19 protein-coding genes are annotated in these 24,553 nt (G+C 41.5%); 2 read left to right on the top strand and 17 right to left on the bottom strand.

Annotated features, from left to right (window positions below):
* Positions 1 to 277: 277 nt before the first annotated feature.
* Together BDE36_RS06615 and BDE36_RS06610 are read right to left on the bottom strand one after the other, a co-directional pair.
* On the bottom strand, positions 278 to 1,525 hold the full coding sequence (locus BDE36_RS06615) for a tetratricopeptide repeat protein (protein WP_211360911.1): 1,248 nt from the start codon (positions 1,523 to 1,525) through the stop codon (positions 278 to 280).
* Positions 1,526 to 1,739: 214 nt separating this feature from the next.
* Complete coding sequence (locus tag BDE36_RS06610; RefSeq protein WP_141814228.1) at positions 1,740 to 2,210, bottom strand: JAB domain-containing protein; 471 nt, start codon at positions 2,208 to 2,210, stop codon at positions 1,740 to 1,742.
* A 252-nt stretch (positions 2,211 to 2,462) separates the two neighbouring features.
* On the opposite strand from BDE36_RS06610, the gene BDE36_RS06605 reads away from it, so the two are divergent.
* Positions 2,463 to 2,675 carry a hypothetical protein gene (locus tag BDE36_RS06605; protein WP_141814227.1) on the top strand — a complete coding sequence of 71 codons (213 nt, stop codon included), beginning with the start codon at positions 2,463 to 2,465 and terminating at the stop codon, positions 2,673 to 2,675.
* Here BDE36_RS06605 and BDE36_RS06600 read toward each other — a convergent pair whose 3' ends face one another.
* From BDE36_RS06600 to ltrA, 10 genes are all read right to left on the bottom strand, one after another.
* The gene (locus tag BDE36_RS06600; RefSeq protein ID WP_141814226.1) at positions 2,676 to 3,533 is read right to left on the bottom strand and encodes a hypothetical protein; all 858 of its coding nucleotides are present in this window, start codon (positions 3,531 to 3,533) and stop codon (positions 2,676 to 2,678) included.
* The gene (locus tag BDE36_RS06595) at positions 3,505 to 4,548 is read right to left on the bottom strand and encodes a type IV toxin-antitoxin system AbiEi family antitoxin (RefSeq protein WP_141814225.1); all 1,044 of its coding nucleotides are present in this window, start codon (positions 4,546 to 4,548) and stop codon (positions 3,505 to 3,507) included. Before BDE36_RS06595 ends, BDE36_RS06600 begins: the two co-directional genes overlap by 29 nt.
* Before the next feature lie 282 nt (positions 4,549 to 4,830).
* The gene (gene mobC / locus BDE36_RS06590; RefSeq protein WP_141814224.1) at positions 4,831 to 6,852 is read right to left on the bottom strand and encodes a conjugal transfer protein MobC; all 2,022 of its coding nucleotides are present in this window, start codon (positions 6,850 to 6,852) and stop codon (positions 4,831 to 4,833) included.
* Positions 6,853 to 6,885: 33 nt separating this feature from the next.
* On the bottom strand, positions 6,886 to 7,800 hold the full coding sequence (locus tag BDE36_RS06585; protein WP_141814223.1) for a DUF5712 family protein: 915 nt from the start codon (positions 7,798 to 7,800) through the stop codon (positions 6,886 to 6,888).
* 2 nt (positions 7,801 to 7,802) lie between these two features.
* Entirely contained in the window at positions 7,803 to 8,354 is a 552-nt protein-coding gene (locus BDE36_RS06580; RefSeq protein ID WP_141814222.1) for a BfmA/BtgA family mobilization protein, read from the bottom strand.
* A gap of 740 nt (positions 8,355 to 9,094) precedes the next feature.
* Complete coding sequence (locus BDE36_RS06575; protein WP_141814221.1) at positions 9,095 to 12,508, bottom strand: DEAD/DEAH box helicase; 3,414 nt, start codon at positions 12,506 to 12,508, stop codon at positions 9,095 to 9,097.
* On the bottom strand, positions 12,495 to 13,274 hold the full coding sequence (locus BDE36_RS06570) for a Hachiman antiphage defense system protein HamA (protein ID WP_141814220.1): 780 nt from the start codon (positions 13,272 to 13,274) through the stop codon (positions 12,495 to 12,497). Before BDE36_RS06570 ends, BDE36_RS06575 begins: the two co-directional genes overlap by 14 nt.
* Positions 13,275 to 13,719: 445 nt before the next feature.
* Complete coding sequence (locus BDE36_RS06565; RefSeq protein WP_141814219.1) at positions 13,720 to 13,992, bottom strand: helix-turn-helix domain-containing protein; 273 nt, start codon at positions 13,990 to 13,992, stop codon at positions 13,720 to 13,722.
* A 139-nt stretch (positions 13,993 to 14,131) separates the two neighbouring features.
* Positions 14,132 to 15,352 (bottom strand): site-specific integrase, encoded by a 1,221-nt coding sequence (locus BDE36_RS06560; protein ID WP_141814218.1) that lies wholly within the window; start codon positions 15,350 to 15,352, stop codon positions 14,132 to 14,134.
* Between the two features lie 315 nt (positions 15,353 to 15,667).
* Positions 15,668 to 16,975: a group II intron reverse transcriptase/maturase gene (gene ltrA, locus BDE36_RS06555; protein ID WP_202618236.1), complete on the bottom strand. Its 1,308-nt coding sequence runs from the start codon at positions 16,973 to 16,975 to the stop codon at positions 15,668 to 15,670.
* 1,028 nt (positions 16,976 to 18,003) lie between these two features.
* On the opposite strand from ltrA, the gene BDE36_RS06550 reads away from it, so the two are divergent.
* Positions 18,004 to 18,267: a hypothetical protein gene (locus BDE36_RS06550; RefSeq protein WP_141814217.1), complete on the top strand. Its 264-nt coding sequence runs from the start codon at positions 18,004 to 18,006 to the stop codon at positions 18,265 to 18,267.
* A 163-nt stretch (positions 18,268 to 18,430) separates the two neighbouring features.
* Here the strand turns inward: BDE36_RS06550 and tnpB are convergent, their stop codons facing one another.
* From tnpB to BDE36_RS06530, 5 genes are all read right to left on the bottom strand, one after another.
* Positions 18,431 to 18,796, bottom strand: coding sequence for an IS66 family insertion sequence element accessory protein TnpB (gene tnpB, locus BDE36_RS06545; protein WP_141814216.1), 366 nt, complete (start codon positions 18,794 to 18,796; stop codon positions 18,431 to 18,433).
* A 140-nt stretch (positions 18,797 to 18,936) separates the two neighbouring features.
* Positions 18,937 to 19,098 carry an IS66 family insertion sequence element accessory protein TnpA gene (gene tnpA, locus BDE36_RS23615; RefSeq protein WP_161987562.1) on the bottom strand — a complete coding sequence of 54 codons (162 nt, stop codon included), beginning with the start codon at positions 19,096 to 19,098 and terminating at the stop codon, positions 18,937 to 18,939.
* A gap of 290 nt (positions 19,099 to 19,388) precedes the next feature.
* Complete coding sequence (locus BDE36_RS06540; RefSeq protein WP_141814215.1) at positions 19,389 to 22,244, bottom strand: tetratricopeptide repeat protein; 2,856 nt, start codon at positions 22,242 to 22,244, stop codon at positions 19,389 to 19,391.
* A gap of 415 nt (positions 22,245 to 22,659) precedes the next feature.
* Complete coding sequence (locus BDE36_RS06535; RefSeq protein WP_141814214.1) at positions 22,660 to 23,529, bottom strand: reverse transcriptase family protein; 870 nt, start codon at positions 23,527 to 23,529, stop codon at positions 22,660 to 22,662.
* 2 nt (positions 23,530 to 23,531) lie between these two features.
* Positions 23,532 to 23,816 carry a helix-turn-helix domain-containing protein gene (locus tag BDE36_RS06530; protein ID WP_141814213.1) on the bottom strand — a complete coding sequence of 95 codons (285 nt, stop codon included), beginning with the start codon at positions 23,814 to 23,816 and terminating at the stop codon, positions 23,532 to 23,534.
* Between the last annotated feature and the right edge of the window lie 737 nt (positions 23,817 to 24,553).

Here is a 24,553-nt window from a genome sequence, read left to right as displayed (position 1 = left end):
ACTGAGGGACAGCCACATAGAACGTTTAACCAATTGTCGTATCACTGATGCGACAATTTACACCTAGTGAAATATTCATTATAGGTATATATCTTTTCAGGGGGCAGCCCCCTAAACTTCATGAGCTGAGTCACTTATCTTAGGCTGTCGGGATAACCTTTACAAGGGACAGAGACCTATAATTGTCACTGCCAGAAAAACAGTCCCTTCAGCTGAAGAGCTTGGCTCCCAATATTATACCGGTGGCCATCACTTATCTTTAAATACAATTTCGTGTCTATTGAACAGCATCCCGACAATCAGGCCCTTCTTTTATCGCCGCTTTTGCTTCGGCTATCAGGCTGTCGATATCCTCCAATCCGGGCTCCAGTTCCTTTGCCTTCTGAAATTGTTCAAATGCGTTGTCCGGCTCTCCCTTTCTAAGATAATAAATTCCGAGTGTTTGGTAAGCCCAGCCATTGTTGCCGTCTAATTTCAGAGAACTCATGACATCTTCAAATCCGTCCTGCAGCTTCCCTTGTTTAATTTTCGCATATCCCCTATTGTTTAAAGCATAGGCTAAATCGGGTTGGATCTCGATCGCCTTATCAAGATCAGCAATGGACTGTTGGTACTCCCCGATTAGAGAAAGTAAAAAACCCCTGTTATTCAAATATCCGGTATTATCCGGGTCGTTATCTATCAGTTTGTTATAACACTTAAGGCTCTCGTCATATCTCCCCTTTTTCAAAAGAATATAAGCATAAACTGCATCTTCAACAGGTTCCGGTTTTGACTTTGCCCTGAGTATTTCATACACCTCTTCGGCCTTATCGAATGCTCCTGCCTGCGCATAAAGGTAAAATACCAATTTATAAACCCTTACACTCCGATGCCTCGTTTTCATAACCTCATCAAGCAATGGTGCAATCTCTTCAAATTTCTTTTCATTGAATGCCTTTATAGCAAGCGCTAAGCGACGAGGCAAGGTCATAACAGCAAACAGGTTTGAAAATTGGGTGCCATCACTCCCGATAACGTTTCCATCGTCGAGGGTTATCTGCGCGTTAGGCTTGAGATTAACGAAAAGCTGGAATATTGCAAAAGCATCAAAGATGACCCCAAAAAGCTTCACGGCGCCGTGCGCATCATAACTAAAAACCATAAATGAAGCAAACGCGCCAACGATAACAGATGCAGCCGGCCCGGAAACCGTATATAGCAGAGCGACATTGCCAGGCAATTCCCCTTCTTCTGAAATACACATTCCCTTTCTCCATCTTAGCAAATTATAACACATCCAAATATTGAGTCTTCCCAGCCTAACCCAAAATCCCTCTTTTGTATTTCCATAGGAACCGAGATAGATGCATACTTTCCTTCTTGTAAATAATAACAAGGGTATGGCATGACCAAGTTCATGAACTACCGTTGAAAGTATCATTGCCAGAAAAAGCAACCCAAAAAACAATAAGAGTATTAAAGGAAAAACTATCGGAGGCATAGCTATTGTAAATATCGTTAATTTATTGTCACTAAAACTCATCGAAACTAATTCAATGCAGCAGTGGCCGTTCGCTCTAAACATTTCCAGATACGGCTGTCAACTGTCGAACCGGCGTGGCAACAACTTATTGCCTGACGATTATGGATCTACAAAAAAATAAAACACTATTCCGGAATTGTATTATTTTTACACTCGATAAGGTTTAGGTGCCCTGTTTGTGCTCATCACAGGCAGGGCTTTTTATTAAAAGAGCTTAAAGCAGCCCTTCGTCAGCAAACGAGAAAAATCCATCTGCCGTAACTATAATATGATCCAGAACCGGCATATCAAGCATTGCACCAGCAGACGTGAGCTTCCTCGTAAGATTTATATCAGCCTGACTGGGCTTCAAAGAAGATGATGGGTGATTATGAGATATAATCAAAGCTGAAGAATTTGCCTTTAACGCGGCTCCGAAAATAACCTTTGGGTCAGCAATTGTTCCGGATACTCCTCCCGTTGAGGCTTCCAATATTCCTAATACACGGTTACCCCGGCTTAATAAAATCACTTTAAACTGTTCTACATACTGAATCTTTCCCTGGTCCCAGTTAGCCATCAATATTTCAAAGGCATTTTTAGCACTTGTAATCACCGGACGTTCTGACGCCTTAAACTTAGGATAGTAACTTACTTTGATCTCTGCTACCTGATACAATGCCAACTGGTTTCTGCGCTTTTCCATAACTTATTGATTAATGAATTAATTATGGTGCTCTCACCGGCATCCAGCAGCACTAAAGGCAAGGTGGAGATCAGAAAAATGCGGAGGCTCCGCCGCGAGGTGGATACCCATTTTTCTGATACTACCTTGGCGAAGCAAACCTGTGTGCGGCAGGATGACGAACTTTGTACGGAATTACAATGAATCAATCATTTAAAACATAGTCTTCATATATTTGTCTTTGCAAATCAATCACAAAAGATGGAAGCGGGCATGATGATCGACAGATTAAATTTATTGGCGTTGAACGAGCTTTCAAACGCTAAAGATTTAGTATCTCTGGATTGCATACCAAGTGCGTTTCAGGACGAATTTGATCGTTTTTTCTTTGGCAAAACCCTTGTCAGAAAGGGTGAAAAACTATTTGCTTATCCTAATGATATCAGGAAGTGGGTCGATTTTGTCTTTATGCAGTATAAAGATTAGCTAAGCCCATAATGTGTTACTGTCACTTATACCGTCCATTACGGCAAGCAATGATTTATAGGCAATTTTATAAGACATTGTACCGCCTTCTTTTATTGCTAAAGCTAATCTTGAGTATTCCTCGTCCAACGTAGCAGCGTGCAATATGTCATAAATTTGGTTCAAGGCTATAGAATTAGTCTTCAATAGCTTACCAATATCCCGCCCCATGATTCTGGCAGTAGTAACGATACGGTCAAAGTCCGGAGCGACCATAAGGTCTTCATGGAGAGCGTAAAGGTCCTCGTATTTTAATTCAATGTAATTGAAAAGAATAAAGCCGAGATCTTTACCATCCCGGTTATCACGGTAACCCCTGTCTTTCCAGGCAAGTATCTTCATGATGCAAATTCCCGGTACAGAGGCAATTCTGAAGTCTGTTTCTTCGGTGACTATACGTAAGCCGCTTTCACTCACCTCTGTAAAACCGGCTACATTCATAGCCTTAATGTTGTCAGGGGGCCACGTGTACTGTCCTTCCTCATTTTGAATATCACCGAAGGGTACAATGTCGATCTCGTAAGTATTGTTGAAGATAAGTTTATGCGTGGTCTGTGTGGCTGTAAAGCTTCCTGATGTTATAAGTTTATTCATCAGCCGGGCGTAGTTGTCCCATTCCGGTACGAACACAGCAAAGTCCACATCCGCGGTCATCCTGCTTACGCCAAGATCATAAATGCCATCCATAATAATATCTCTTGCGGTGGCGCCAATCAGCATAAAATCATACGCTTGTTCTCCGAGGATATCCTTGATAGCGCGGGTAATGATCGTGATATGCGGCGGAATTTTATCGCTCGATAAATTGTAGGTATTCATCGTATATTTTTTGGGCTGTTTCCTGATTTCTGCTGTCTCCCGTGGCCATCAGTTCTGCATAAACGATCAGTGGCGGTACGAGATCATTTTCAATGCGGAACAATGGATGTTCATGGTCCCAGAAATAGCTATACACTTCCAGGTCGTGGTTTTCTTCAATAGGAATTAATCCCATTTTTTTCATCCATCCCTTTTCTTCTACCGGCACGTACATGGTAAGTACCTGTGGCATTAGGTATTTGGTATAGAGCGCACCTGCCGCTTCACCGCCCCAACTGCCTAGCCAGTCACTTAGTGGCAATTTATCAAAATTCTTTACAAGGTCTTGCTTGATCGATTGGTATGTGCCGATAAAAAGTTTGGGACGAAGTATCTCAGTATACCCAGTGACCCAGCGTTGTAAAAGTTCGCGCTTTCTGAGCAGTCGTTTGCTGTCATCATAGTCCTCGAACAGATAGCCGCTTTTAAGCATCTCTTTAAAAAGAATGGTGATTGTTGCAGGAGAGATACCAACGATTTTTGCAATTTCCCGGTAGGGAAAATTGATGGCTTCTTCATCCTGCAACAATGCGAACAGCAATTTCAGACCAGACTCACCGAACAACCGGCTCTTTGCTGATGCTGTTCCTCTTCTTGGTTTCTGTCCGGTATGCTGAAGGTAAATTGTCTTTTCGTTAATATAAACATTCCCGAGAGAATCCAGGTAATTGACATTCATATCAACCAGTTTCTGAGCTATCTTTGGATAGATTACGGGGCACACGACCAGGGTCGGCAACCCGGTTTCTTTCCTCGCATCGGCTGCATCCCGCATAATGTAGTTAAGTTGCAGGTGACTGATCTGGCTAGCATAGTAAACACTGAACTTCAGTTCAACGTTGTTTACCTGAAACGTGAGCAAGGTACTTTGCCCTGTCGTCAAAGATCCGATTTCAACATGCATTTTTTTATATGCTCCTTTAAAGGCAGGAGGAAGTAATGCAAAACCGGCTTTCAATACAGTTGGAAGTTGCATGTTTACTAAATTTGATTGTTTACTCGGAGTAAACAATCAAATTTAGTAAACAAAACGTATTTCACAAACAACCAATCCTAATTTGTTCATAGAAGTAACATGTTCAAGAATCATGAACATGTTACTTCTATGAACAAATTAGGAGAAATTTAATAAAAAGTAGTCGTATAGGTAACCAGAACGATGACTTCCGCTGCGAGGAAATCCAGCAAGTAAGAACCACTACAATACATGTCAAGTAAAACGACCAATTTACTTGACATTTAGAAAGTGAGGATTCTCTCAAATCTGAAGTGCGGTAGGAGTATCGCTTGAGCCAGTACTTTCGTGACTCTCTATGTCGGTTATATCAACTTTAGTCTTTTCTTCTCTTTTTACATGCTTGCTTACGACCTCAAATACCTCTCGTTTTATTCGCTGATAGTTTTCCTGTACATCCATCTGAGTTACGTTATCAATGACTGGAATGGGTTTATAGGTTATTTCCTCTCTGGCAATAGCCTTATGATCATTCTGTATTTCGGCATGAAACATCTTCAATTTTATCTTTTGATCCGGATTGTCGGCGACTATACCGACAAATTCCCCGGACGAAAGGGATGCTATCTTCGAAGCCGGTATTGCGGATTCGAGTTGCGTTGATTTTGTGATTGAGGTATCGCTGCTGTTGATATTCATACTGTTTCGGTCCTGCATGATCTTACCGAAAGTATCTGAAAGCTTTTTAGCCGTGTCACCAGTGACCTGGCCACTGATAATATTACCAACAATACCTGCAATCACTTCCGCCTGCCCAGCTCCATAGTCCTTTTTGAGCTGACTCAAATCCTGTACTGCAAGGGTAGTGGCCACTTTGTTGCTTCGGGCAGTGGCAATCAGGCTGTCAATACCGCCAAAATAGATGGTCGGAAACTCATCAAATATCAGACTGCTTTTAAGCTGGCCTTTGCGGTTTACGAGTTTGATCATCCTGGAAATGTACAAGGAAAGAACTGCCCCGTAAATCTGAAGCTTTTGCGGATTATTACCAACACAGACGATCTTCGGCTCATCTGGATTATTAACGTCCAGTGTAAAATCGTTCCCAGCTAGTACCCAATAGAGCTGTGGAGACGATAGCCTGGCCAGGCCGATCTTAGCCGAAGCGATCTGTCCTTCCAGTTGCTCTTTCGCTTTATTCTGAAATGCAGAAATAAAGGGATTGATCAGTACACGGATTTCATCCTCTTGCAGCAAGACAGAGAACAAGTCTTCATATTCTACCTGCATCAGCTCAATCACATGCGGAAGTGTACAATACCTGCCATCTTCATATTTCTTCAGATACCAGATGATGGCGGTCAGAAAGTTGATCGGGCTTTCAACAAAGAAATCGCCCTGCTTTTTGATCCAGTCGCGGTTCAGACCTAACATTATCGTCCGGCTCGCTTCGGTTGCATCCGTGATGTCTTCCATCGCTTTAGGATCAAGCGGGTTACAGCGGTGCGTGCGGTTCAGATCGTCAAAGTTGATGATATAAAATGAGGGCTTGATCTTGTAATTAGCCTGATACTTTAGCAATTTATTGTAAGCGATCTCTGTCAGGTCGTCATACTTAAAGTCGTATATGAACATCGAAAATCCCTTTTTTAGGTGCTGGTCAATGATGTGCCGCATTACAAAGTAGGATTTACCGGCACCAGGTGTCCCTGCGACAAGGATTCCTCGGAAGGGATTGATCACGTTGATCCAGCTATCTCTGATCTTATCTTTTAACCGGTATTTAGCCGGCAGATTGATAGAATAATCGTTTTGCAATAAGCGTTCTTCCTGCGGAAACGTTTCGTTATCTGTATTAAAAATATCCTTGCTAAGCTTTTCCCGGATCAGACGGGATAGTAAGCCTCCTCCCGTCAGGATGAGAATGTAGCCCAATGAAGTGGGGCCTATATATAGTAAGGAGATCGTGATGGGTTGAAGAGCCAGGTAAAAGCATAAGGCACTGACGAAATAAAGGCAGAGTCCGGTGATCAGGTAGATTATGATGCTCCTGATCTGTATCTTTTCTTCCTTTTTACCTTTGGTGCCAATCATCGAGATGATAAGGAAAAGCAATGCGGCCAGTTTTGGCCGGTGGAAGCTATTGAACAATTCTGTTTTCGCAATATTGGTAATGATCCGATCTATAATCTCCGCTGTCCAGCCAAATTGCACGAACATCAGGTAACAAGAGAGGTAAAAATGGATGCTGAGTATAAAGATGCTGATCAACCTGGTAAAATCGATGATCTTTCTAAGCCCTTGAACGTCTTCTCCAGTATTCATAAGATCCTGTATATTGGTGAGTGTTTATAGATGTTATAGCCGTAACCCCTGATCTCCCTTTCTACGCTTCTTTCGCCGGATGAAATTTGCCACGGAATAGTCCTGCTCCGTTTTTAGCAGGGATTCTAACAAACTGCTCTTTTCAGCTGGTTCAGTCAGGGGTGTCATATCCTTAAGAGAGGAATTCACAGAGCTTTCTTTACGTTCAGTCTGCAAGAGCTCATTCCGGACTTGTATCTTTTGCTCCACCGTCCCGTTTTTCATGATATCAGCATACCGCAGAGTATCCTTTAGCTGCCGCCTGAAGCCAAACTGCTCATCAAATATCCGCTCACCCGAAGCGGAGAACGCTGTCCGGTCGAATTGACCGATCTTTTGAGAATGCTTTTGATTGCTGCCTCTTGATTTATTCATTGGACTGAGTTTGATACGGTTGCTAATATCCTTCCGGCTCACGATGACCTGAACATGCCACTGATCCCCTTCCTTCAGTTCGCCCCGCTTCTTCAAGCCTTGTTTCACTTCAGGATCCTTGTGGGAATAATACCGGTGTTCTTCCACTTTACCAAACCAAAGCAGATCTTTATTGCTTTCAATACCGGGCCGCTTAAAGTTCCGGGCGTACTCGTCCATTACGGAAACCGCATATTCCTTAAGCTTTTCTTTGATCTGGTCTTCTCCAAATTGTTCCTTCAAAAAGGCCAGTTCCTTCCTGCTGGGGCTGACGTTGATCAGGAAGAATTTTGCATCGGTCTTACTGAGCTTGGCGACATTATTATCTAGGGCAATACGAACTTCATAGGACTGAATATCTTGCCTGGACTGGTTAAACCAGTGCTCCATTTCTTTCCCTGCATCGTTCCTGTTTTCTTTTTCAAGATAGTGGACGAGCTGAGAACTGCTTCCCTTGTTATTGCCGTCTTCGCTGTCTGTGATATTGATATGCATAGTTATAGATCTTTGATTTGTTGTTTTACTTTGCTGATCAGATCTTCCTTTTCTCTTGCTGAGGTCATCAGGCTGAACTGATCACGGGCTTTGATGTACGCCTCCAGGATAAAGTTAAATTGCGACTTCAGCTGCTCCTTACCTTGCAAGTGCTTGCTGATCTGTTTGGCCACCTGGTCTATCTCCGCCAGCTTTTGCGTTTGCTGTTGCTGACCGGTTGCCGTATTGCGATGATGGTTAAGCTCTTCTTTGTTCAACCATTCCAGTATTTTACGCTGCGAATTGACCATCCGCTCCGTGTCCTGCCTGATCGGAATTAATAGTGATTGCTCCTGAGTCCTGATGAATCCGGTAAGATGCTGATTGCCTTTGAGGATCGCGGTCTTTAATGCTTCATCGTTTAAATCAGCAGGGTCTTTTTTAGTATGGTAGAAATAATCAACCATCTGGATAAAGACGGTTCTTTTATTACGGCCAAGCTTCATGGCTACCTTTTCGAACCGTTGATCTATAGCCGCTGAGAACTTTACCGATCGGTTATTTTGTTCCTGCATAGTTTCTCTTTATTATTTTCAAAACTCCTTGTTTCTCATAGCCGGAATGCTTACTGGAATTCTATTTTCCAAGCCTCGGCTATTCCTGAGCGGGTAAAGAATCCCCGGAGGATTCTTCAAGTACCGTTTGCTGCGCATACGGGGCGAAAAAGTAGGGCTTGCCCAACTTCTTCTTGCTCCATTGTTTGAAAAATGGACACTCCTGATTCAGACTCCACGCCCCCTTACAACCTTCTTTTAAAGCGTGGGTATTTTACCTATCTTAATATGATAATCGATATCTTCCATCGTTTCAAAGGACAGAAATCAAAAAGATGATTCTTGAGAAGGTTGTGGGTAGTAGCTAACTATTTTTCACGTGTGATCAGAACTTCTCGAAGGATGAGGAATATTTCGCATGCCAAATCAATGCGCTCTTTGTGGTCCAACCGATTCTGAGAAAATAGGTCACCCATCTGTTGTCCCATTGATGAAATAGTCACCCGCCCTTCGAAAACGTAATGAAAAAATTAACGAACTGAGGTAAATGGTCAAGCGGCTTTATACCTGAAATTGCCTAAAGCAAATACCGTTTTCGTTCAGGATTGAGACTTATATATCTAATACTTGCGCGAGCAAGCAATGACTTACTTAGGAGAAAGATCGATGCTCGCTACTGTCTACCACTCGAAATGGGGCAGAACCAAGCTCAGCAGATTATCCCTTCAAAGTTTTGAAGATATGATTTAATTATCGTGCGTTTATTTGCCCCATTCAAGCTTTCCAGGTCCAATTCGACGTATAGCCGGGTTCGGGTGATCAGCAGTGAACAAGGCATACATTGAACCAGGTATTCCTTGTGTTATTCTCATATTTAACCGACCGACTGTTTCAAAGCTTGGGGTTAAAATGTGACAAACACCGGCACGATCAGGATGAAGCCTATAGATACCGTTAGAGGGTCTTCTCGTCGAGGGATGCAAACTCCTTTTTGCTATTTGATTAATACGGAGGGGCCGTTGTTCTTTACGGAAATATTGATCTCGAAATGTGTTCCAGAGGTCTGCCGTTTCTGCTGTCGGCCAAGTGTTGGTTTCACTTAATTTCGCAATCTCTGTTGAAGCGAGCCATTCACCTAATTCAGATCGACTTTCAAAGTTTGGATTGGTATCACTGACAACAGTTAGTGATGCGATCCTAGACGGCAGTCCCGCTCTAACTAGAAGAGCGCTTTGATAGTTCGAAGTGCCTGTTTCCAAGCAAGCTGCTGCCGCCCCTTGAACGGTCTCTGCCTCCCATCCTAGGGCTATTCGCCGAACACGTATTGCTTCCAATGCCCAGACAAGTTTGTAAACAAAGTTATCCTCTATATACTTCATATTTTTAAGGCCAATAGTATCAATGGATAATCCGGAAAGCCATTGTTTCAGCCACTTCTTCCAGTGCTTGGAAGGTTTTTTAGGCTGAAACGTCGAAACCGTGTAGATTTGATCTGCCAACTGAGTTATGGCAGTAACGAGTCCATCTAAATCTCCGGCCAAGGCAGCAGTATCCGAAGCATCCAGACTCGCTCCCAAATCTTGAGAAAGCTGATCGAGTTTTAAACCGGCTTCAAAACCAACGCCCATTGCAAAGATCCCTTTCCGAGTTGCTAAGTTCGTATTGGCCCAAATAAGGTTTGCCCTAGCAAGCAAAATCTGCTTATGCGTTTTCATCATCTCGACATCAATTTTATTAAGTTGCCGTTCCCAAAGAGAGCTCTTCAAGGCCTCATCAAAAATCGAGGGCAAATCTTCACGATCAGTATCTAATGCCTCAACTAGCCCTAATACCATCGAATCTAACATCTCTAATTGAGCGTCGGTATCGTAATCGGCGCTAGGCTCATTACCCGCCTCAACTTGCCGGGGAGTCTGACCCTTCCAAGCGTTAACATTGTTTGCCAGGTATTCAAAGGCATCAGCTTGTTTCAATATACCATTTCGACTAAGCCTATTGATAATTAAATTGATTACTTGAAGAAAGCCACTTTGCAGGTCACGCGCTCGTGATGATTGTACAAGTTCGAACCAATTTCTGCGACGCCAATCGATGCTATTATGTGCGACATGCAATACGAGTCCTTCGACATCGACAAATGCTCTTCCTGCCCGCCCTGCAATATTTCTGAACTCTTCACCTTCAATCTTTTCGGTCCCCCTCTTTAAGTATGGAAAGAGAAGTACTGCCGCATTGATATTGAGCCCTTGAGATAACGTTGGAGAAGCGATCGTAACACCAATTTTACCGTTAGACAATAGTAATTCGAGCTCTCTCAAAAATGGATTTGGCAACTTCGCGTAATGCAATCCGACTCCGATTTTTAACGCAGCGACTACCGGATGATCTTGGCCGAGCCATTCTTCCCCTATCCCTACAGCACGCTCAATATCTTTGGGATCCTTGACCAAAGGTTTTATGAAACCGTCGTTTACCAATTCAACGGCAACTTTCCCAAATCCTTCGATCCAATTTGCCACGGGGATAAAGATCAAAACCCTTTTGCCATCCTCTGCAAATTTCCATGCGCTAGTGATTGTGACGTCTTTTAATTCACCAGAGCGAAGCTTTGGGGAGTCGTCTTTAGGTTCGATCTCGATAAATCTTTTGATAAAGCCAGAACGGTCAAGCTCCCCATAGTTTAATTTCACACTGTCACCCTGGTAACTCAGTAGACCAAAACGCTGACGAGTAGGTCTCCATGGAATGTTAATGGGAGTGCCATCCTTGTCTTTACGTATCCAAGCCGTTAAATCTTCTAGAGGCTCACCTTCAGGCAGAATAGCGGAAAGACACACTATTCTGCGGTTCGTGGAGTCTGTGCGCTTCAATAACTTTTGGACGAGGATTTCGTACCGGATTTCTCTATCTTTTGGGCCAATCAGGTGCCCCTCGTCAAGCACGACCAATCCAACATCGTCAATAATTGTCGGATCGCTTCGGAGAGCAAAATCTAGCTTTTCTGGAGTCGAAATAATGATGTCATTTGTACGTAGGGCATCCTGATCACCGCTTGATCCGCTGGCGCCGTAAAGAGATGAAACACGAAAACCAAGAGGTCCAAAGGTCGCGCGAATCGTACGTTCGGTTTGCGCAGAAAGTGCCCGTAGAGGGGTAACAATCAGAACTCGCTTCTCCGTCGATAAAGTCATCAAAGCCGCTAACTCAGCTATTCTAGTTTTCCCAGCGCTGGTTGGCAAAGCAACAACAAGGTCATCTGATAGGTCAGAAACTCGACTTGCGGCTTCCAATTGTGAAGGCCATAGTTCCACTTCCGCATTTTTCCGACTATATAAAGTCGTGAGAAACAGTTGCCTTAATTGGTCGTATTTTGTATTATCATCAAAAGGTGATTGTGGAAGGTTGACATGCAGTGACACGTTCCACAAATCGTCGACTAAATGCTGAATGAGTCTTAATATCCAATAATGGTTAATATGAGTCGCTTCGGTAGCCAACTTGATCGCTGACTTTAAAATCCTTCCTGACTCAATTACTAGAGTGTCATCGCCGGTTTCCAAAGCAAATTCAAAGTATGCAATCGCCTTCATACCGGAGGCGTTCAGAATGGTGCCGATTAACTCGTCGTCATCAATTTCGTTTTCTAACAGCTTTTCAGATAAAACTTCGTCTGAAACTTCATCGCTCGTGAGGTATTGTTGTAAAACATCTCTTAGTTGGTCCAAGTCTCTCAATATCAGAAGCCGCAGACTTGCTTCAAGCGGAGTTAAATTCTCATCGCTTCGTGTACTTAGAATGGAATAGGCCATGGCCGAATACCCCGCTAAATGATAAGCGCAACCTGATATCATTTTGTAATGCCCATTTTCGATAAATTCACTCGATGAATTTGTTGTTAACGCTTCGAAAACCTGACCAACGATTTGAAATCCTCGGTTGATAAGCCCGATACTACCCCCTCTATCTTTACATGATAAAGTTGCTCTAAGGATATTAAATCCGTATTCCGTGAGGTCTGCTTCAATCTCTACCGCTAGATTCGCTGGTGCATCACCCGGAAAAATACCGTTTTGGCGCATACTGCTCCAAGCCCCGGCGCGAGGTATTAGGTTACCCCGTATACCAGTTGCTGTGGCAGCAGTTAGAAGTGTCTCAAGTTCTTCAAGATTTTCCAAGCTTTCCTACTCCTTCAAATGTTAATTTTATAAAATTGGCGTGATCAGGAATAAATATATTTACGCCGAATTGACTTCGACTACCGTCTGCAGAATCTAAGTCAGCCTTAATAATATCTACTGCTGAATTCCCTGATAATGTAATTAGCGCGTGGGTAATCCGATCTGGCTTTAATGAGTCCATTGCTAATTCTTTTCTCACCGCCTTTCCAATCTCTTGCAAAGTCGGGTCAGTAGATTCCAGCAACCTATCCATCACGAAAGACAATGAAGAGGGTGTACACCTTCCATTGTCTCTATCCAGAACACCGCGAGCTTCCTGAAGCGTACTTTTTGTTAAGTTAATCCTGCTTTTAGACTCACCTTTTAAAAGGTACAGGCCGTCTTTCTTAGAATATCTTATCCCGATGAAATCATCACCACGAAGCGCCATTTCACGCCCGTCCTTATATCGAAGCCTTTTGACTGGTATATCAAACTGAAACTCTTCTTTCGCGAATTCAGTAGCAAGGATTTCACCGAGGTCACCAGATCTTGCTTTTTTTGTCTGAGGAATTCTTCCTCTTAAAATCTTTTCCGCTGCTTTATATCCAAGTTCGTTGACAGTGTCGGCAATTCTGTCTAAATCATCATAGTGAGAACGGACGACTGTATACAAAAGCTTTTCGATTGCTGCTCTGCCACCTTTTTTCTCAGTCACTTCCCACAGTGACGTGTTGTTAGGATCATTGAATTTTTTATCGCACCAATCATTAAATAGAGTCATTATCGTGCTTGGTTTTAATTGGCGTTCCTTTACGGACCACTCGAGTACAATACCTTACTGATCTTTAAATCAGCATATTCTAAATATGACACTAATAAAGCAAATTTTCGATGAATCGAAAAATAGTTTTTTGCGATGTACAAGATGATCAATCAAATCGCAGTTTAAGTATTAATGTTGTGACCTCAGAAGACTAATCCGGCAGTGCCCACGTAAGCAAAAGATTGATAAGTTAATGTCACGCCTTCTGGCCTAAAACTCTCCGTGAAGCATCTCTAAATAGGAGGGCTTTTCAAAATAGACTACTTATTTTATAAATCCTTTTTGCCTTAAATCATCATAATCGGCGCTGTGAACCGCAAAAAGGCTTCTAAATATAAAAACATTCCCGCTTAACGGTATATTTGGAAGCTTTTAAAATTTTATCAATATATTCTATGTCGAATCACTTCTTGCGATCCTCCATCAACTTTCGGATATCCTCATAAGCGTAGTAGATCAGCCCACCCACCCGGGTAAAAGGCAGTGTGCCATTCAATCTCAGACTTTGCAAGGTGTTAGGAGATATTCCCAGCAACTTTCGTACTTCGTAGCTTTTAAGCCATTCCTTTTGTTGCTCCTGCTTTGGTGCCCTGAATGACGGTCTTCTTAATTCAGCTAGAAGCTCCTGCTTGAAGTTTTCCAGATCTTCACGTGTAATAAAATCAATCGTTGCCATAGACGTTACCTTTTCCACAAAAGAGAAAAAGAACCAAACCGATTTTTGACAACTTCTTAGGTACTACAGAAAATTAATTGTTCACTCACTGCGTGAACAATTGCGTCCACAGAGAATAAGTAACCTTCCATTTAACACATCAACAAGCCAGCTTCTTTTTAAGCGCCGCCATATCTTCACTGATCTTCTTCTCCAGCACCTTTGCATAAATCTGAGTAGTGGCAATTTTAGTATGCCCCAGCATGCGGCTGACCGTTTCGATAGGAACACCATTAGAAAGCGTTACCGTGGTTGCAAAAGTATGACGCGCTAAATGGAAAGTAATATTCTTTTTAATACCACACAGATCCGCGATTTCCTTGAGATACGCATTTACCTTTTGATTCGATATTACCGGAAAGATAGTACCGGAGGCTTCCGAACGGATATTGCCTTTATACTTCCTGATGATCTCCATCGCTTTCGGAAGCAACGGCATATTGACCGGGGCTTCGGTCTTTTGCCGGAACGTCCGCACCCAAAATTCTCCCTTATCCATTTCAACAATATTATCAGGAGTCAGTTTAATGACATCCACATAGGCCAAACCAGTATAGCAACAGAAAACAAACAGGTCTCTTACCATATCAATCCGCTCAACAGGGAATTTCTTAGTTTCAATCATTGAAAGTTCATGCGCTGAGAGATGCTCTCTTGTCACCTTCAAAATCTTCATCTTGTAGTTAATAAACGGATCTTTGGTTATCCATTCCAGCCTTACAGCCAGATGAACCATTTTTTTTAACCGGATCAGGTGCTTCATGATGCCGTTATTGTTCAGGGGCTTCTGATGGTCCTTAGGTTGGTGATTCCGGAGAAAAGTTTCAAAGTCATTGATGAACTTGTAGTTCAATTCCGTAAGATAGAGATCTTTCGCTTTGAATTTTTCTTGCAGGAATTTTTCCAGATACCGCTGCGTGACATAATAATGCTTCAAAGTGCTCCATTTCAAAGAAGATACCGCAGTTTCATTGTGATAATCGATCAGGGTCTTTAATGTATAAACCTCTTCAGCTGTTCCAAGAAAGGCATTCTTGATGGCATCAGCCGAAACCATCTTTCCCTTCAACTGCAACTGCTGGAAGCAGGTAGCAATGGCTACACGAACCTCCTGTAAGTAATTGTTCACTTTTTTCACCTCTTCCCGGTTACCACGAAGTATCCCCCTGGCATTATCCCAGTTCTTCACATCAATGGTCTGCTTCAGGGCGATGTAACTTCTTTTTTTGCTGACGGTCACGCAGGCGTACACAGGTGCTTTTCCATCCTTAATTTTGTCTGCTCTGATCGTAAAATGAACTCCGAACGATTGTGTTTTCATAACAAATAACGATTAACTGATTCATTACAAGCCAGTTTCAGTTGTTTTTCAGGTAACACTCAGGTAACACAAAAAGCGAAAAAAACACCGCTTTTTGAGCAACTTTTTAACGCGTAAATCATTATTTTACAATGCGTTACAGCGTTTTGTGTTACCTCAAAAATAACAACTAAAAAAGGTAGTCGGATAGGTAACCAGAATGATGACTTTCGTTGCGTTGGATTGATATGAAAAAAATCGGATAGGAGGAACGGGATTAATTCCCGTTCCGACCTTCCACAGCACCGCACGTACCGTTCGGTATACGGCGCTTCCCTAAGTTGTAACACAAACTCGCTTGTATTCTGCCAGTAAAGATGGGTATCCCAGTTGTTTAAGATAGTAGTTGGAAAGGGTTGTTGTCAGTATCCAGCTTTTTGCTGTGTGCCAGTAACTTTTCCTTGTATGTGCCCATTCGTACGCCTTGTACTTACTTACGCCTAGTTGTACTAAGTTCCTAATTTTAGACTTGCTATGTTTCCATTGTTTCCATTTGACCATACGTAGCCTACGACGGTACCACATATCCAGTTGCCCCAGTTTCGTCCCCATGTCCGCTAGTTTAAAGTAGTGCATCCAGCCTGTGAGGTATTCCCTCAAGTAGAGAATTCGCTGTTCATCGCTCCAACCTCGACTGCGGCCCGTTAGTCCTTTAATCCTAGCTTTCATCTTCCCTAGACTTTTAGGGTGAATACGTAAGCGCGACTCCCCTCTGTAATTGTAGAAACTATAGCCTAGAAATTTAATCGTGGATACATGACGAACGACGCTTTTCTCTTTATTGACTTTAAGCATCAGCTTACCTTCAACAAATTTTGTGATCGATTCCATAACCCGTGAGGCACTCCGTTTACTACGACAAAGTATCATAAGGTCATCAGCGTAACGTACAAATTTGTGTCCTCGAGATTCCAGTTCTTTGTCCAGTTCATCAAGCATAATATTGCTCAAAAGTGGGCTTAGTGGGCCTCCTTGAGGTACACCTTCTGTAGTTACTATAGTCCTTCCGTTTATTTCTACACCTGCTCTCAAGTATCGATGGATAAGTGAGATCAGTCTTCCGTCTTTGATCGTGCGTGATAATAATTCAATCAGTTTACTGTGATTCACCGTATCGAAGAACTTCTCTAAGTCCATGTCTACGGAATAATTATACCCCTGTTGAATGTATTCCTTGCATTTGATAAGCGCTTGATGCGCGTTGCGACCCGGACGAAAACCATAGCTGTGGTCACTGAATTCAGGTTCGTAGATTGGTGTCAGGATTTGACTAATGCCCTGCTGGATGAGCCGATCAACTACTGTTGGGATGCCCAGCATTCGCTTTGACCCATTGTCTTTAGGAATTTCAACACGTCTTACTGCAGAAGGATAGTAACTCCCTTGCTTGATGGATGTTAAAAGTTTCTCCTTATGCTCTCTAAGATAATCCCCAAGGGATTCGACGCCCATCTTATCGATACCTCCAGCACCACGATTACCGACCACTTGTACATAGGCAGCATTTAGGTTCTGACGGTCAAGAAGTTGTTCTAACAGTTCATCTACTCGTGTGTTTGTGTCTGTGAGGTTCTTTTCAATCATCCTAATAAAAGTCTGCCCTCCCACATAGCATTCGGGTTCCGCCCTATTCTTTTGTGATCAGGTTGATAAACGTTATCAATTTTCTGCATTCTATCCTTCATTAGGTAATTCTCATTTATTGATCACTAACTTAAGGTTCATTCCTTCCTTGCTTTGCCGTAAGCAAGTACTACGAAATCGGCTGACTTCTCACAGCTAGCTTTACTCCTTGCTTCTGAAAAAAAAAACTTCCACAAGTCTGTGAGATCTCCCCGGGTAAGAACGATAACTTTCCTCTCATGTGTCTGCTACATTTACCTTGATGCTTCTGTACAGTATAGGACTTTAGTTTGTGTTGCAACCTCATCCAGCATCGTAGGCCTTATATGTAGTTTCTGTCCGTCAGACCGAGAATTTGCCTGAGGCTTCCTTCAGATTCCACCTCACGGTGGACACCCTTGCCTTCGGCTAACACTTCCAACTGTAATGGCGTGTTCGGGACTTGCACCCTAGAGTTATCGCCCATGCCGGGCGCACAACAAAAAACCCTGTAAATCAAGCTATTTACAGGGTTTTAATGTTCTTTGAGATGATACTCAGTGCGCCCACCTGGGCTCGAACCTTATGCTGTAATTAATTGAATAACAACCAATTGCTACAATCAAACTTTTCAAGGTTACGGAATAAGTATTAGTAACCTATAATCATAACACTAAGGTACGAAAAAGCTTCGTTTTTTAGTTATTTGGTTTTAATTTATTACGCCTAGCCTTACTACTAATGTCAATCCTTTGAGAGGCCCGTCTAATTCTTTAGATGAAATTCCTAAAATCCGTAGGACCTCCAGTTATTCTCAGAAATTAAATATAGTTACTACATAAAACCTCGTCAAAATTATCCCCTTACCACCTTCACCTTTGAGCCAAATCAAAATAATATGGCAACAATTGAATTCATCACGCGGGAAGATCTGGAAACTTTCAAGCAAGAACTTTTTGCAGAATTAAGGCGCCCATCTCTCCGCAACCCATAGGTCAAAGAAGTGAAAAATGGCCACCTACGGCGTATTTATTATCGAGTCATTGCGCAGCGGCGATGGCTTTGACAGAGATGTCTTGCATCAAATCTTCACCTTTAGCCTAATCGAAAAAATAGGGCAACAATTGAATTTATTACCCGAGAAGATATGGACAGTTCAAACAGGAGTGATTGGCAGAACTAAGAGGGCGATCCTTCAGGCAACCAAGGCAGGAACAGCAAAGGGGATGGTTAAAGAGCTGCGAAGAGGAAAAGTTATTAGGCATCTCTCCTAATTCACCTCAGAGTCAAAGATTAAATGGAAAGCCGCCTTTTACCCCGGGTTGGAGGGCTAATTTTCTAAGCTTATCAGAATATTAGGAACCTCATGGAGAAGGTATTAAATGGTTATGCCTATGGCGGCTGGCCAGAAGCTACATGGCTGATTATAATGCACGGTTAAGAGGAAGGCTTTCGCTCATACCGCTTGCGGTAACTTACACTCTGCAGCCTTACCCCCTGAAGGATCAGTTGCAGGGAGGTTCGGCTGATGATCACCTGCTGCCCGTTGCCGGTGGCCGCCGGCCTTTCAAAGGTGCCTGCCTCCAGCCGCTTGTGATAAATGCTGAAGCCGTCGCCTTCCCATAATAATAATTTGACCTGCGTGCCCCGCCGGTTAATGAAGATATAGACCTGATGGTCCAGGGGATCTGCCTGCATTTCATTGCGTACCAGGTCGCACAAGCCTTCAAAGGTCCGCCGCATGTCGGCATGGCCGGCATATAAATAATAGTGGACATGGGCCGGAAGGGACAGCAGGCTCATGAGATCAGGCTTTTGAGGTAGACTGCGCTCACCTGCCCCTGAAGGAGGATCCGTATGCCACGCGGCAGTTCAAGGTTGATCTCCAGGCCGGGGTTTTCTTCTTCCTGAATATGGACCGGGACAAAGGCAGGGAGCGCTTTTCATTCTTTTCCCTTCTTTTTCTTTCCATAAATCCAGTAATGAAGCGACACGACCGGAATGCCGGCTTCCAGGCTGTAAGCTTTCTGGCTCTTGCCGCTGCTGCGCCATTGTTCTACATGATAATCCCGTTCTTCTTTGCTGTACGATTTGTTGGCTTCCATCTTTGATCCTTTTTTTCAAAGGTAGCCTGCTGTACTATTCGCCCGGGAGCCTACTTGGTGACGGATACATTCTTATGTCGATAGTTTAAAATTACACTATTGACACAGTTTGTGAAACACCCTCAAAATACAGCAAAAAAGGCTCCCAAAGGAACCTTAATACTATTTAGAACCTTTATTGGGTTTTTTCACAGTAGTGTAGGGGTGCTTAACAGCGTATGATTTTATTATATAATTCTTGCCCCAAGATGCAGGCCCATTAAGGGATTCCTTCAGTTTTTATTCCTAAGTTAGTTTAAATCAAGGCCTGAAAGATCTTGATCATTTGGAAGAAGATCCTTTATAAATTCTTCCCATTTAGAATCCGTGTCTTTTAGCCAGTTTGGGTTAGAAGATAATTTTCTAATCTCCTCGTAATGCATCTCAAAATAAATAAAATTCATTTCTCTTATTCTTTCTTCGTCTTTGTGGTCGAAAATAAGCCTCAGAATAAGAGCAATTGGAAAAGCAGGTGCGGAATAACTTAAAGCTGTAGTAAGAGGTCTAACTATTTCGCTTAAAAGAGCTTTAGATGCAATTGTTAAAGCCCGGTTGTTTTTCCCTTTGTTATATAGTTTGGCTTTCAAGCCCAGATAAGTACTGATAAGAATATATTCAGTTTCCGAAATAGCCTCTTTAAGAAATAAAAGAACCAGAAGATCCGCATAATCCCCAAACAAAACCCTGCCGTAATAATCCTTTTCATTTTTCATGTGGGCGTTGAGGTATTCGGCTAGCCAAGATGATTTACCCTCAAGAGAGCTAGTATTTATAACTTCTTTATATATATCGAGCATAGCTTCTTTGCAACGAACTTCCAAGTTCTCCAAATAATTAGGGTTTACGTGAAAAAGAGCGCCTGCCGGTAAAACTATGGAATCATTCTTTCCCGGGTTGAATATATACCCTGACCGGGTGATAACTTTTTTTTCTTCCTCAAGCCTTTTTAATTTATCGTCAATATCGTTTTCAAGAATGAACCATCCCGGCCCTTTTTCAAATGCGATTTTATTTTCTTCAAATCTTCTGCGGATCGACTGTTTAGAAGAAAATGATTTTCGTTCATCCGAAGATAGGTTTTGACGTTGTTCATCGGCAATTTTTTGAAGGTCATCATTCATGTTTAAAAATTGATAACATTCTATCAATTTGTACAACGCGGGAAGATAGTTATGCCGAAAAAATAAGTTTTGGAGAATCTCTGATGCTTTAACATATTGCTGATCGATCATGAAAATACAGGCAGCATAATAAGTTTGTTGATGATCTCCAACTACCTTACGTGCTTCAATCTCTGAAATATTTAATGCGTACTTTAAGATAGGCACGCGGTCTGGATGCAAAATATCTCTGGCACATAAATTATAATAATACTGATGTTGAAGATCATTTGAATCGATATTATCAAGCAAGTAATCATGTATCTCAAAGGCAGCAAGAGGATCTCCTCCAATGTATAACATTATAGCTTTCATTATATTAAAAGACCAGCTAACTTCGACACCAGGCAGCTCTTTCTCAAGTTCAACGTGCAAAAGAGCAAGATCATTTAGGAACCAGGAATACTCAATTTCCACGCTCCTATAATCAATCGCTTCACTAAGACCAGTTTTAAGGAAAGGATGAAGGTTTATCAACCGGTTTGCTAAAAAACGGAGGTCGAAATTATTCAAGAGGAAGCGAATAAGAAAATATGGTTCATTAAAAGAATAAAAATCAATATAAAGTGCTCTCAAGTAGTGTCTTAGCGCATCAGATCTTCTCTCTTCGCCCATGACACTAATCCGTGAATAAATATTCCCCTGTTGAATATAAATTCTACTTTGTTGGCTATCAATTGCGAGTGCATCGTCATAGTGTTTTAATGCCGCGTAAAACGTATTCAGATTCTCTGTTTGTTTTGCTAATTCATAACATACATCACCTTTTAGTTCCAGAGAAGAAGAATGTTGGTTGTTCAATTCAAGAGCACGATCTAAACATATGATAGCAGAGTTGAGTTTTGTGACATCGTGTTTTAACAAGGAAGCCGAAAGTAATGCTCTTGCCTGTTCACAATGATATGCCGGGTACGAGGAATCAAAAGATATGGCGTATTCAAAGTGAAGGATAGCTTCTTTTATTATTTCCTCTTTTTTTAAATAGTTACCTATCCATAGCAATATTTTCCCCTTTTTAAAAAAGACATGTCTATTTGAGGAATCGATTTGTATTGCCTTATCCAGCTCGGAAATAGCAAGTTCTGCAAATTTTACATCTTCTTGAACTTTTCCTAAGACCCACAAGACATTTGCTTTCTTCGTGATCCGCCAAATGTCATCTTCCGTCAGCTCGTAGTAATCAAGGACTGAATCAAGAAGTTCAATGTCCTTTCTTTTTTCCCCAATAAGAACCTTCAGTGATAAAAAGTTTGCCAGCCTGACAGGAGTTTCCCCAAATGATAGTGCTTTCTGATAGAAAGAAAAAGCCTGATCTAATGCAGTAAGATCGTCTCTTTCGTCGCCAATGAATGCCAACGCAGATCCAGATGATTCATAAAGAATATCACTCTCACCTGTATTCTTTAAACCTTCCTGGCTCACTTCCAATGCTTGTAAAGCAAATTCAATATTTTCGGTTTTAGAAGCCAAGCCTAATAGAGCCTGGGACTTATTGTAGTAAGGAGCATCATCTTCTTTATCAAGACAGATGGCAAAATCACTGGTTTCTATTGCCAGTAGAAATTTTGAAGCATCGCCCGTTAGAGAGCCGACTCGATTCAATGCGGCTCCTTTATTGCGATAAGCGTCGTAATTCATATTGTCAAGACACAATACTCTTTCAATACAAAGCAATGCTTCGCGATAGCATTCTATATCATTGTTGTTGGATCCGGTTTGTATTAAGATAACTGCTTTTAAATTATATGCATCAACAAATTGATTGTCAATATTAATAGCAGTATTAACATATTCAAATGCCAAACTTAAATCATTAATATGAAAACAACATTCTGCTAACTTTAGCCAAGAGAATTTGTCAACTGGATTGTTTTTAAGGAAATTTTTCAGTGAGGACATCGCTTCGAGGTAATTACCCCTATCCATTAGATCATCGTGTAAGGCCATTTAATATTTTTAGAAGCTAAATATAATCATTCAGAGCTTTAAAAACGCTTTATCGAGTTTTACCGTATTGAAAAACAGCTCTTTGGTCTATTGGTGGAGATCCAGTGGTTCCGCCGGACAGCAACATGGAGATTTTCCGGTCTGAAGATTATGCAAAGTGATGAGGCAATAAATTGCCATCCCATATAAATAGAAGCAATAAATTGCCCCTTACTTTGCATAATCGTCAGCTATCCATAACCCAGATTATGGAAAGCTTTCCATAATAAAGGTGAAAGTCTAAGAAAAAAAAGGTAAAATTGTCAGGCCTTCAGAATCTATGGGCCAAAACCAAATCAGGGGGTCAGTATGCCCGGTACGGGGTCAGCATCTCCGGAATCTCCAACAGGATTGTACAGAAGACTAAAACACAGCATTAAAACCCTAATTTGCTTTTAAAACGCGATTTTTTTGTTCTGCTGATTTTTTTTACTCTGTCATAATAATTCAGAGTGCCCCTTGCTGCTGCTGAAAGGGGATCTTCGAAAGTGAGTATCTTCTCTTTATAACTTGAGTCAAGATATATACCGTTGTTCGCTACAATGACATTAGTAACCTTCGGACGCTTAGTCTGATAAAACGTTTTGTCATGACTAATCTTAAACCCATTATTTATTAATAAATCTATAATTGTATTAACAAGGGGTTTAAAATCGTTTTTCCCTGAAACGGCAATATCATCAACAAAGGTTGTAAAGGTCAAACCATGTTCATCCGCGAGTATCTGAATTTTTTTCCCGACGCTTACAAAAACCAAATTCGCCAAATAAGGGGATGTCGGGGTTCCTTGAGGTAACATACCCTTGTAGGTTGTTAGCTTAGTAAGAATACTAGCAGCCTCCAGCGGGATCTTATTTCTTACAAACATATCAAAAACCTGCTGGTGTGTTATTCCGGGATAAAAATTTCGAAGATCAGTATTGAAGAAAAATTTATTACCCTGATGCATTTTTGCATTCAAAACGTTATCTCTTTTTGAAATCCCGCCGAATGCATAAGCTGGCAATTTTATCGATTTAAGAAATCTATGATAAATACGTTGCTGTACAGTTTTTAATAGTTTTATGCTTGGATAAAGATCACGGGTTCTTGGCTTTCCATTTTTCGCAATTAACGGCAGACCGGTCTTCTTATTTAATTTAGGACTACTCTTTAAATAATAAAATTCATCAATGCCCTTAAGCAGCCCTTCTAATTCCTTAGATGAAATTCCTAATATCCGTAGAAGCTTAGGGGTATCCAACATAACTAAAAGAATGATTCAATCATCCCCTTTATTGAAGGCAAAATTATCTCAAAAGCGTCACGTTTCTTCGGCTCAATATCGTCAACCGTGAGTGAATGAAAAAAAAGCACAGGCAACGGTGTTTCCAAATTAAATGCAATAGCTTTTAATACGTTAATCGTCGGTTCCTTCTGGTTGTTCTCAATTTTAGAAAGGTAAGCTTGAGTAAGCTGACATTTTTCAGCAAACTCATTTTGTTTATAACCTTTCTTAATTCTTATTTTCTTTATAGTATTACCTATGTCCATGACAACATATTTAAGATAAAAGTAGGAGCGCCACTATCAGAACACATCATTAAAATGATCAAATATCGTAAATACACGAAGTATCAAATTTAGCACCCTAACAATCTTGTGAAAACGGATAACTTCATCCATCTCAGATTTTGACTGTTCGAGTGCTTTGATACAATCTTTCAATAGATTGTGCTCATCAACTGAAAACGAACAACGGTTTTTTGAAAGGATGAGCTTTATACCTAGTATAAGCTCATCGGGGCTTTTAAAGCTATTTTTTTGCATCTTGCTTGAATTTAATTACGGGCATATCGCCTGCTTCACTCATTATGCTGTAATTAAATTCACATACGCTGTTCGTTTATTTCACTCCTACAATACCCTGCTTCAAAAGATTTAAAACAGTTTGGGATTTGACATGCCATTCCTTGTTAAGGATCGTACTTAATTATATGGTATCACTTGAAACACTCTGACACCTGTCTCCCACCAATTGGGAATACAGCAGAATAAGCAAGTGTACAGTAAGTTCAATTTAACAGTACAACCGGGGCAGCAACGTGATCCACGAAGCATCGGTGTGGACAGATGTGCTGGGTCGTGTCATCCAAAAACCTGTGAAGGCGGTGCATTTCTACACTTAACGATTTGAACTAATTACATTAGCTTAAAAACTCTCTCAAAGAACTATGGCACAATATTACAGAATATTCCTGTGAGAACAAAATTATTTTAAAAAAATACTT

It is taken from the genome of Arcticibacter tournemirensis (assembly GCF_006716645.1).
GTDB lineage: Bacteria > Bacteroidota > Bacteroidia > Sphingobacteriales > Sphingobacteriaceae > Arcticibacter > Arcticibacter tournemirensis.
Note: the sequence above shows the minus strand (reverse complement) of the source record. Positions and strands in the feature narration are given on the sequence as shown.

Coding starts and splice junctions, on each gene's coding strand:
- BDE36_RS06585 (WP_141814223.1), bottom strand. CDS start 7,800: ATGCATATCAATATCACAGACAGCGAAGACGGCAATAACAAGGGAAGC.
- BDE36_RS06530 (WP_141814213.1), bottom strand. CDS start 23,816: ATGGACATAGGTAATACTATAAAGAAAATAAGAATTAAGAAAGGTTAT.
- BDE36_RS06560 (WP_141814218.1), bottom strand. CDS start 15,352: ATGAAAACACAATCGTTCGGAGTTCATTTTACGATCAGAGCAGACAAA.
- ltrA (WP_202618236.1), bottom strand. CDS start 16,975: ATGATTGAAAAGAACCTCACAGACACAAACACACGAGTAGATGAACTG.
- BDE36_RS06535 (WP_141814214.1), bottom strand. CDS start 23,529: ATGTTGGATACCCCTAAGCTTCTACGGATATTAGGAATTTCATCTAAG.
- tnpB (WP_141814216.1), bottom strand. CDS start 18,796: ATGAGCCTGCTGTCCCTTCCGGCCCATGTCCACTATTATTTATATGCC.
- BDE36_RS06605 (WP_141814227.1), top strand. CDS start 2,463: ATGATGATCGACAGATTAAATTTATTGGCGTTGAACGAGCTTTCAAAC.
- tnpA (WP_161987562.1), bottom strand. CDS start 19,098: ATGGAAGCCAACAAATCGTACAGCAAAGAAGAACGGGATTATCATGTA.
- BDE36_RS06565 (WP_141814219.1), bottom strand. CDS start 13,992: ATGGCAACGATTGATTTTATTACACGTGAAGATCTGGAAAACTTCAAG.
- BDE36_RS06615 (WP_211360911.1), bottom strand. CDS start 1,525: ATGAGTTTTAGTGACAATAAATTAACGATATTTACAATAGCTATGCCT.
- BDE36_RS06570 (WP_141814220.1), bottom strand. CDS start 13,274: ATGACTCTATTTAATGATTGGTGCGATAAAAAATTCAATGATCCTAAC.
- mobC (WP_141814224.1), bottom strand. CDS start 6,852: ATGAATACTGGAGAAGACGTTCAAGGGCTTAGAAAGATCATCGATTTT.
- BDE36_RS06580 (WP_141814222.1), bottom strand. CDS start 8,354: ATGCAGGAACAAAATAACCGATCGGTAAAGTTCTCAGCGGCTATAGAT.
- BDE36_RS06610 (WP_141814228.1), bottom strand. CDS start 2,210: ATGGAAAAGCGCAGAAACCAGTTGGCATTGTATCAGGTAGCAGAGATC.
- BDE36_RS06550 (WP_141814217.1), top strand. CDS start 18,004: ATGGCCACCTACGGCGTATTTATTATCGAGTCATTGCGCAGCGGCGAT.
- BDE36_RS06595 (WP_141814225.1), bottom strand. CDS start 4,548: ATGCAACTTCCAACTGTATTGAAAGCCGGTTTTGCATTACTTCCTCCT.
- BDE36_RS06540 (WP_141814215.1), bottom strand. CDS start 22,244: ATGGCCTTACACGATGATCTAATGGATAGGGGTAATTACCTCGAAGCG.
- BDE36_RS06600 (WP_141814226.1), bottom strand. CDS start 3,533: ATGAATACCTACAATTTATCGAGCGATAAAATTCCGCCGCATATCACG.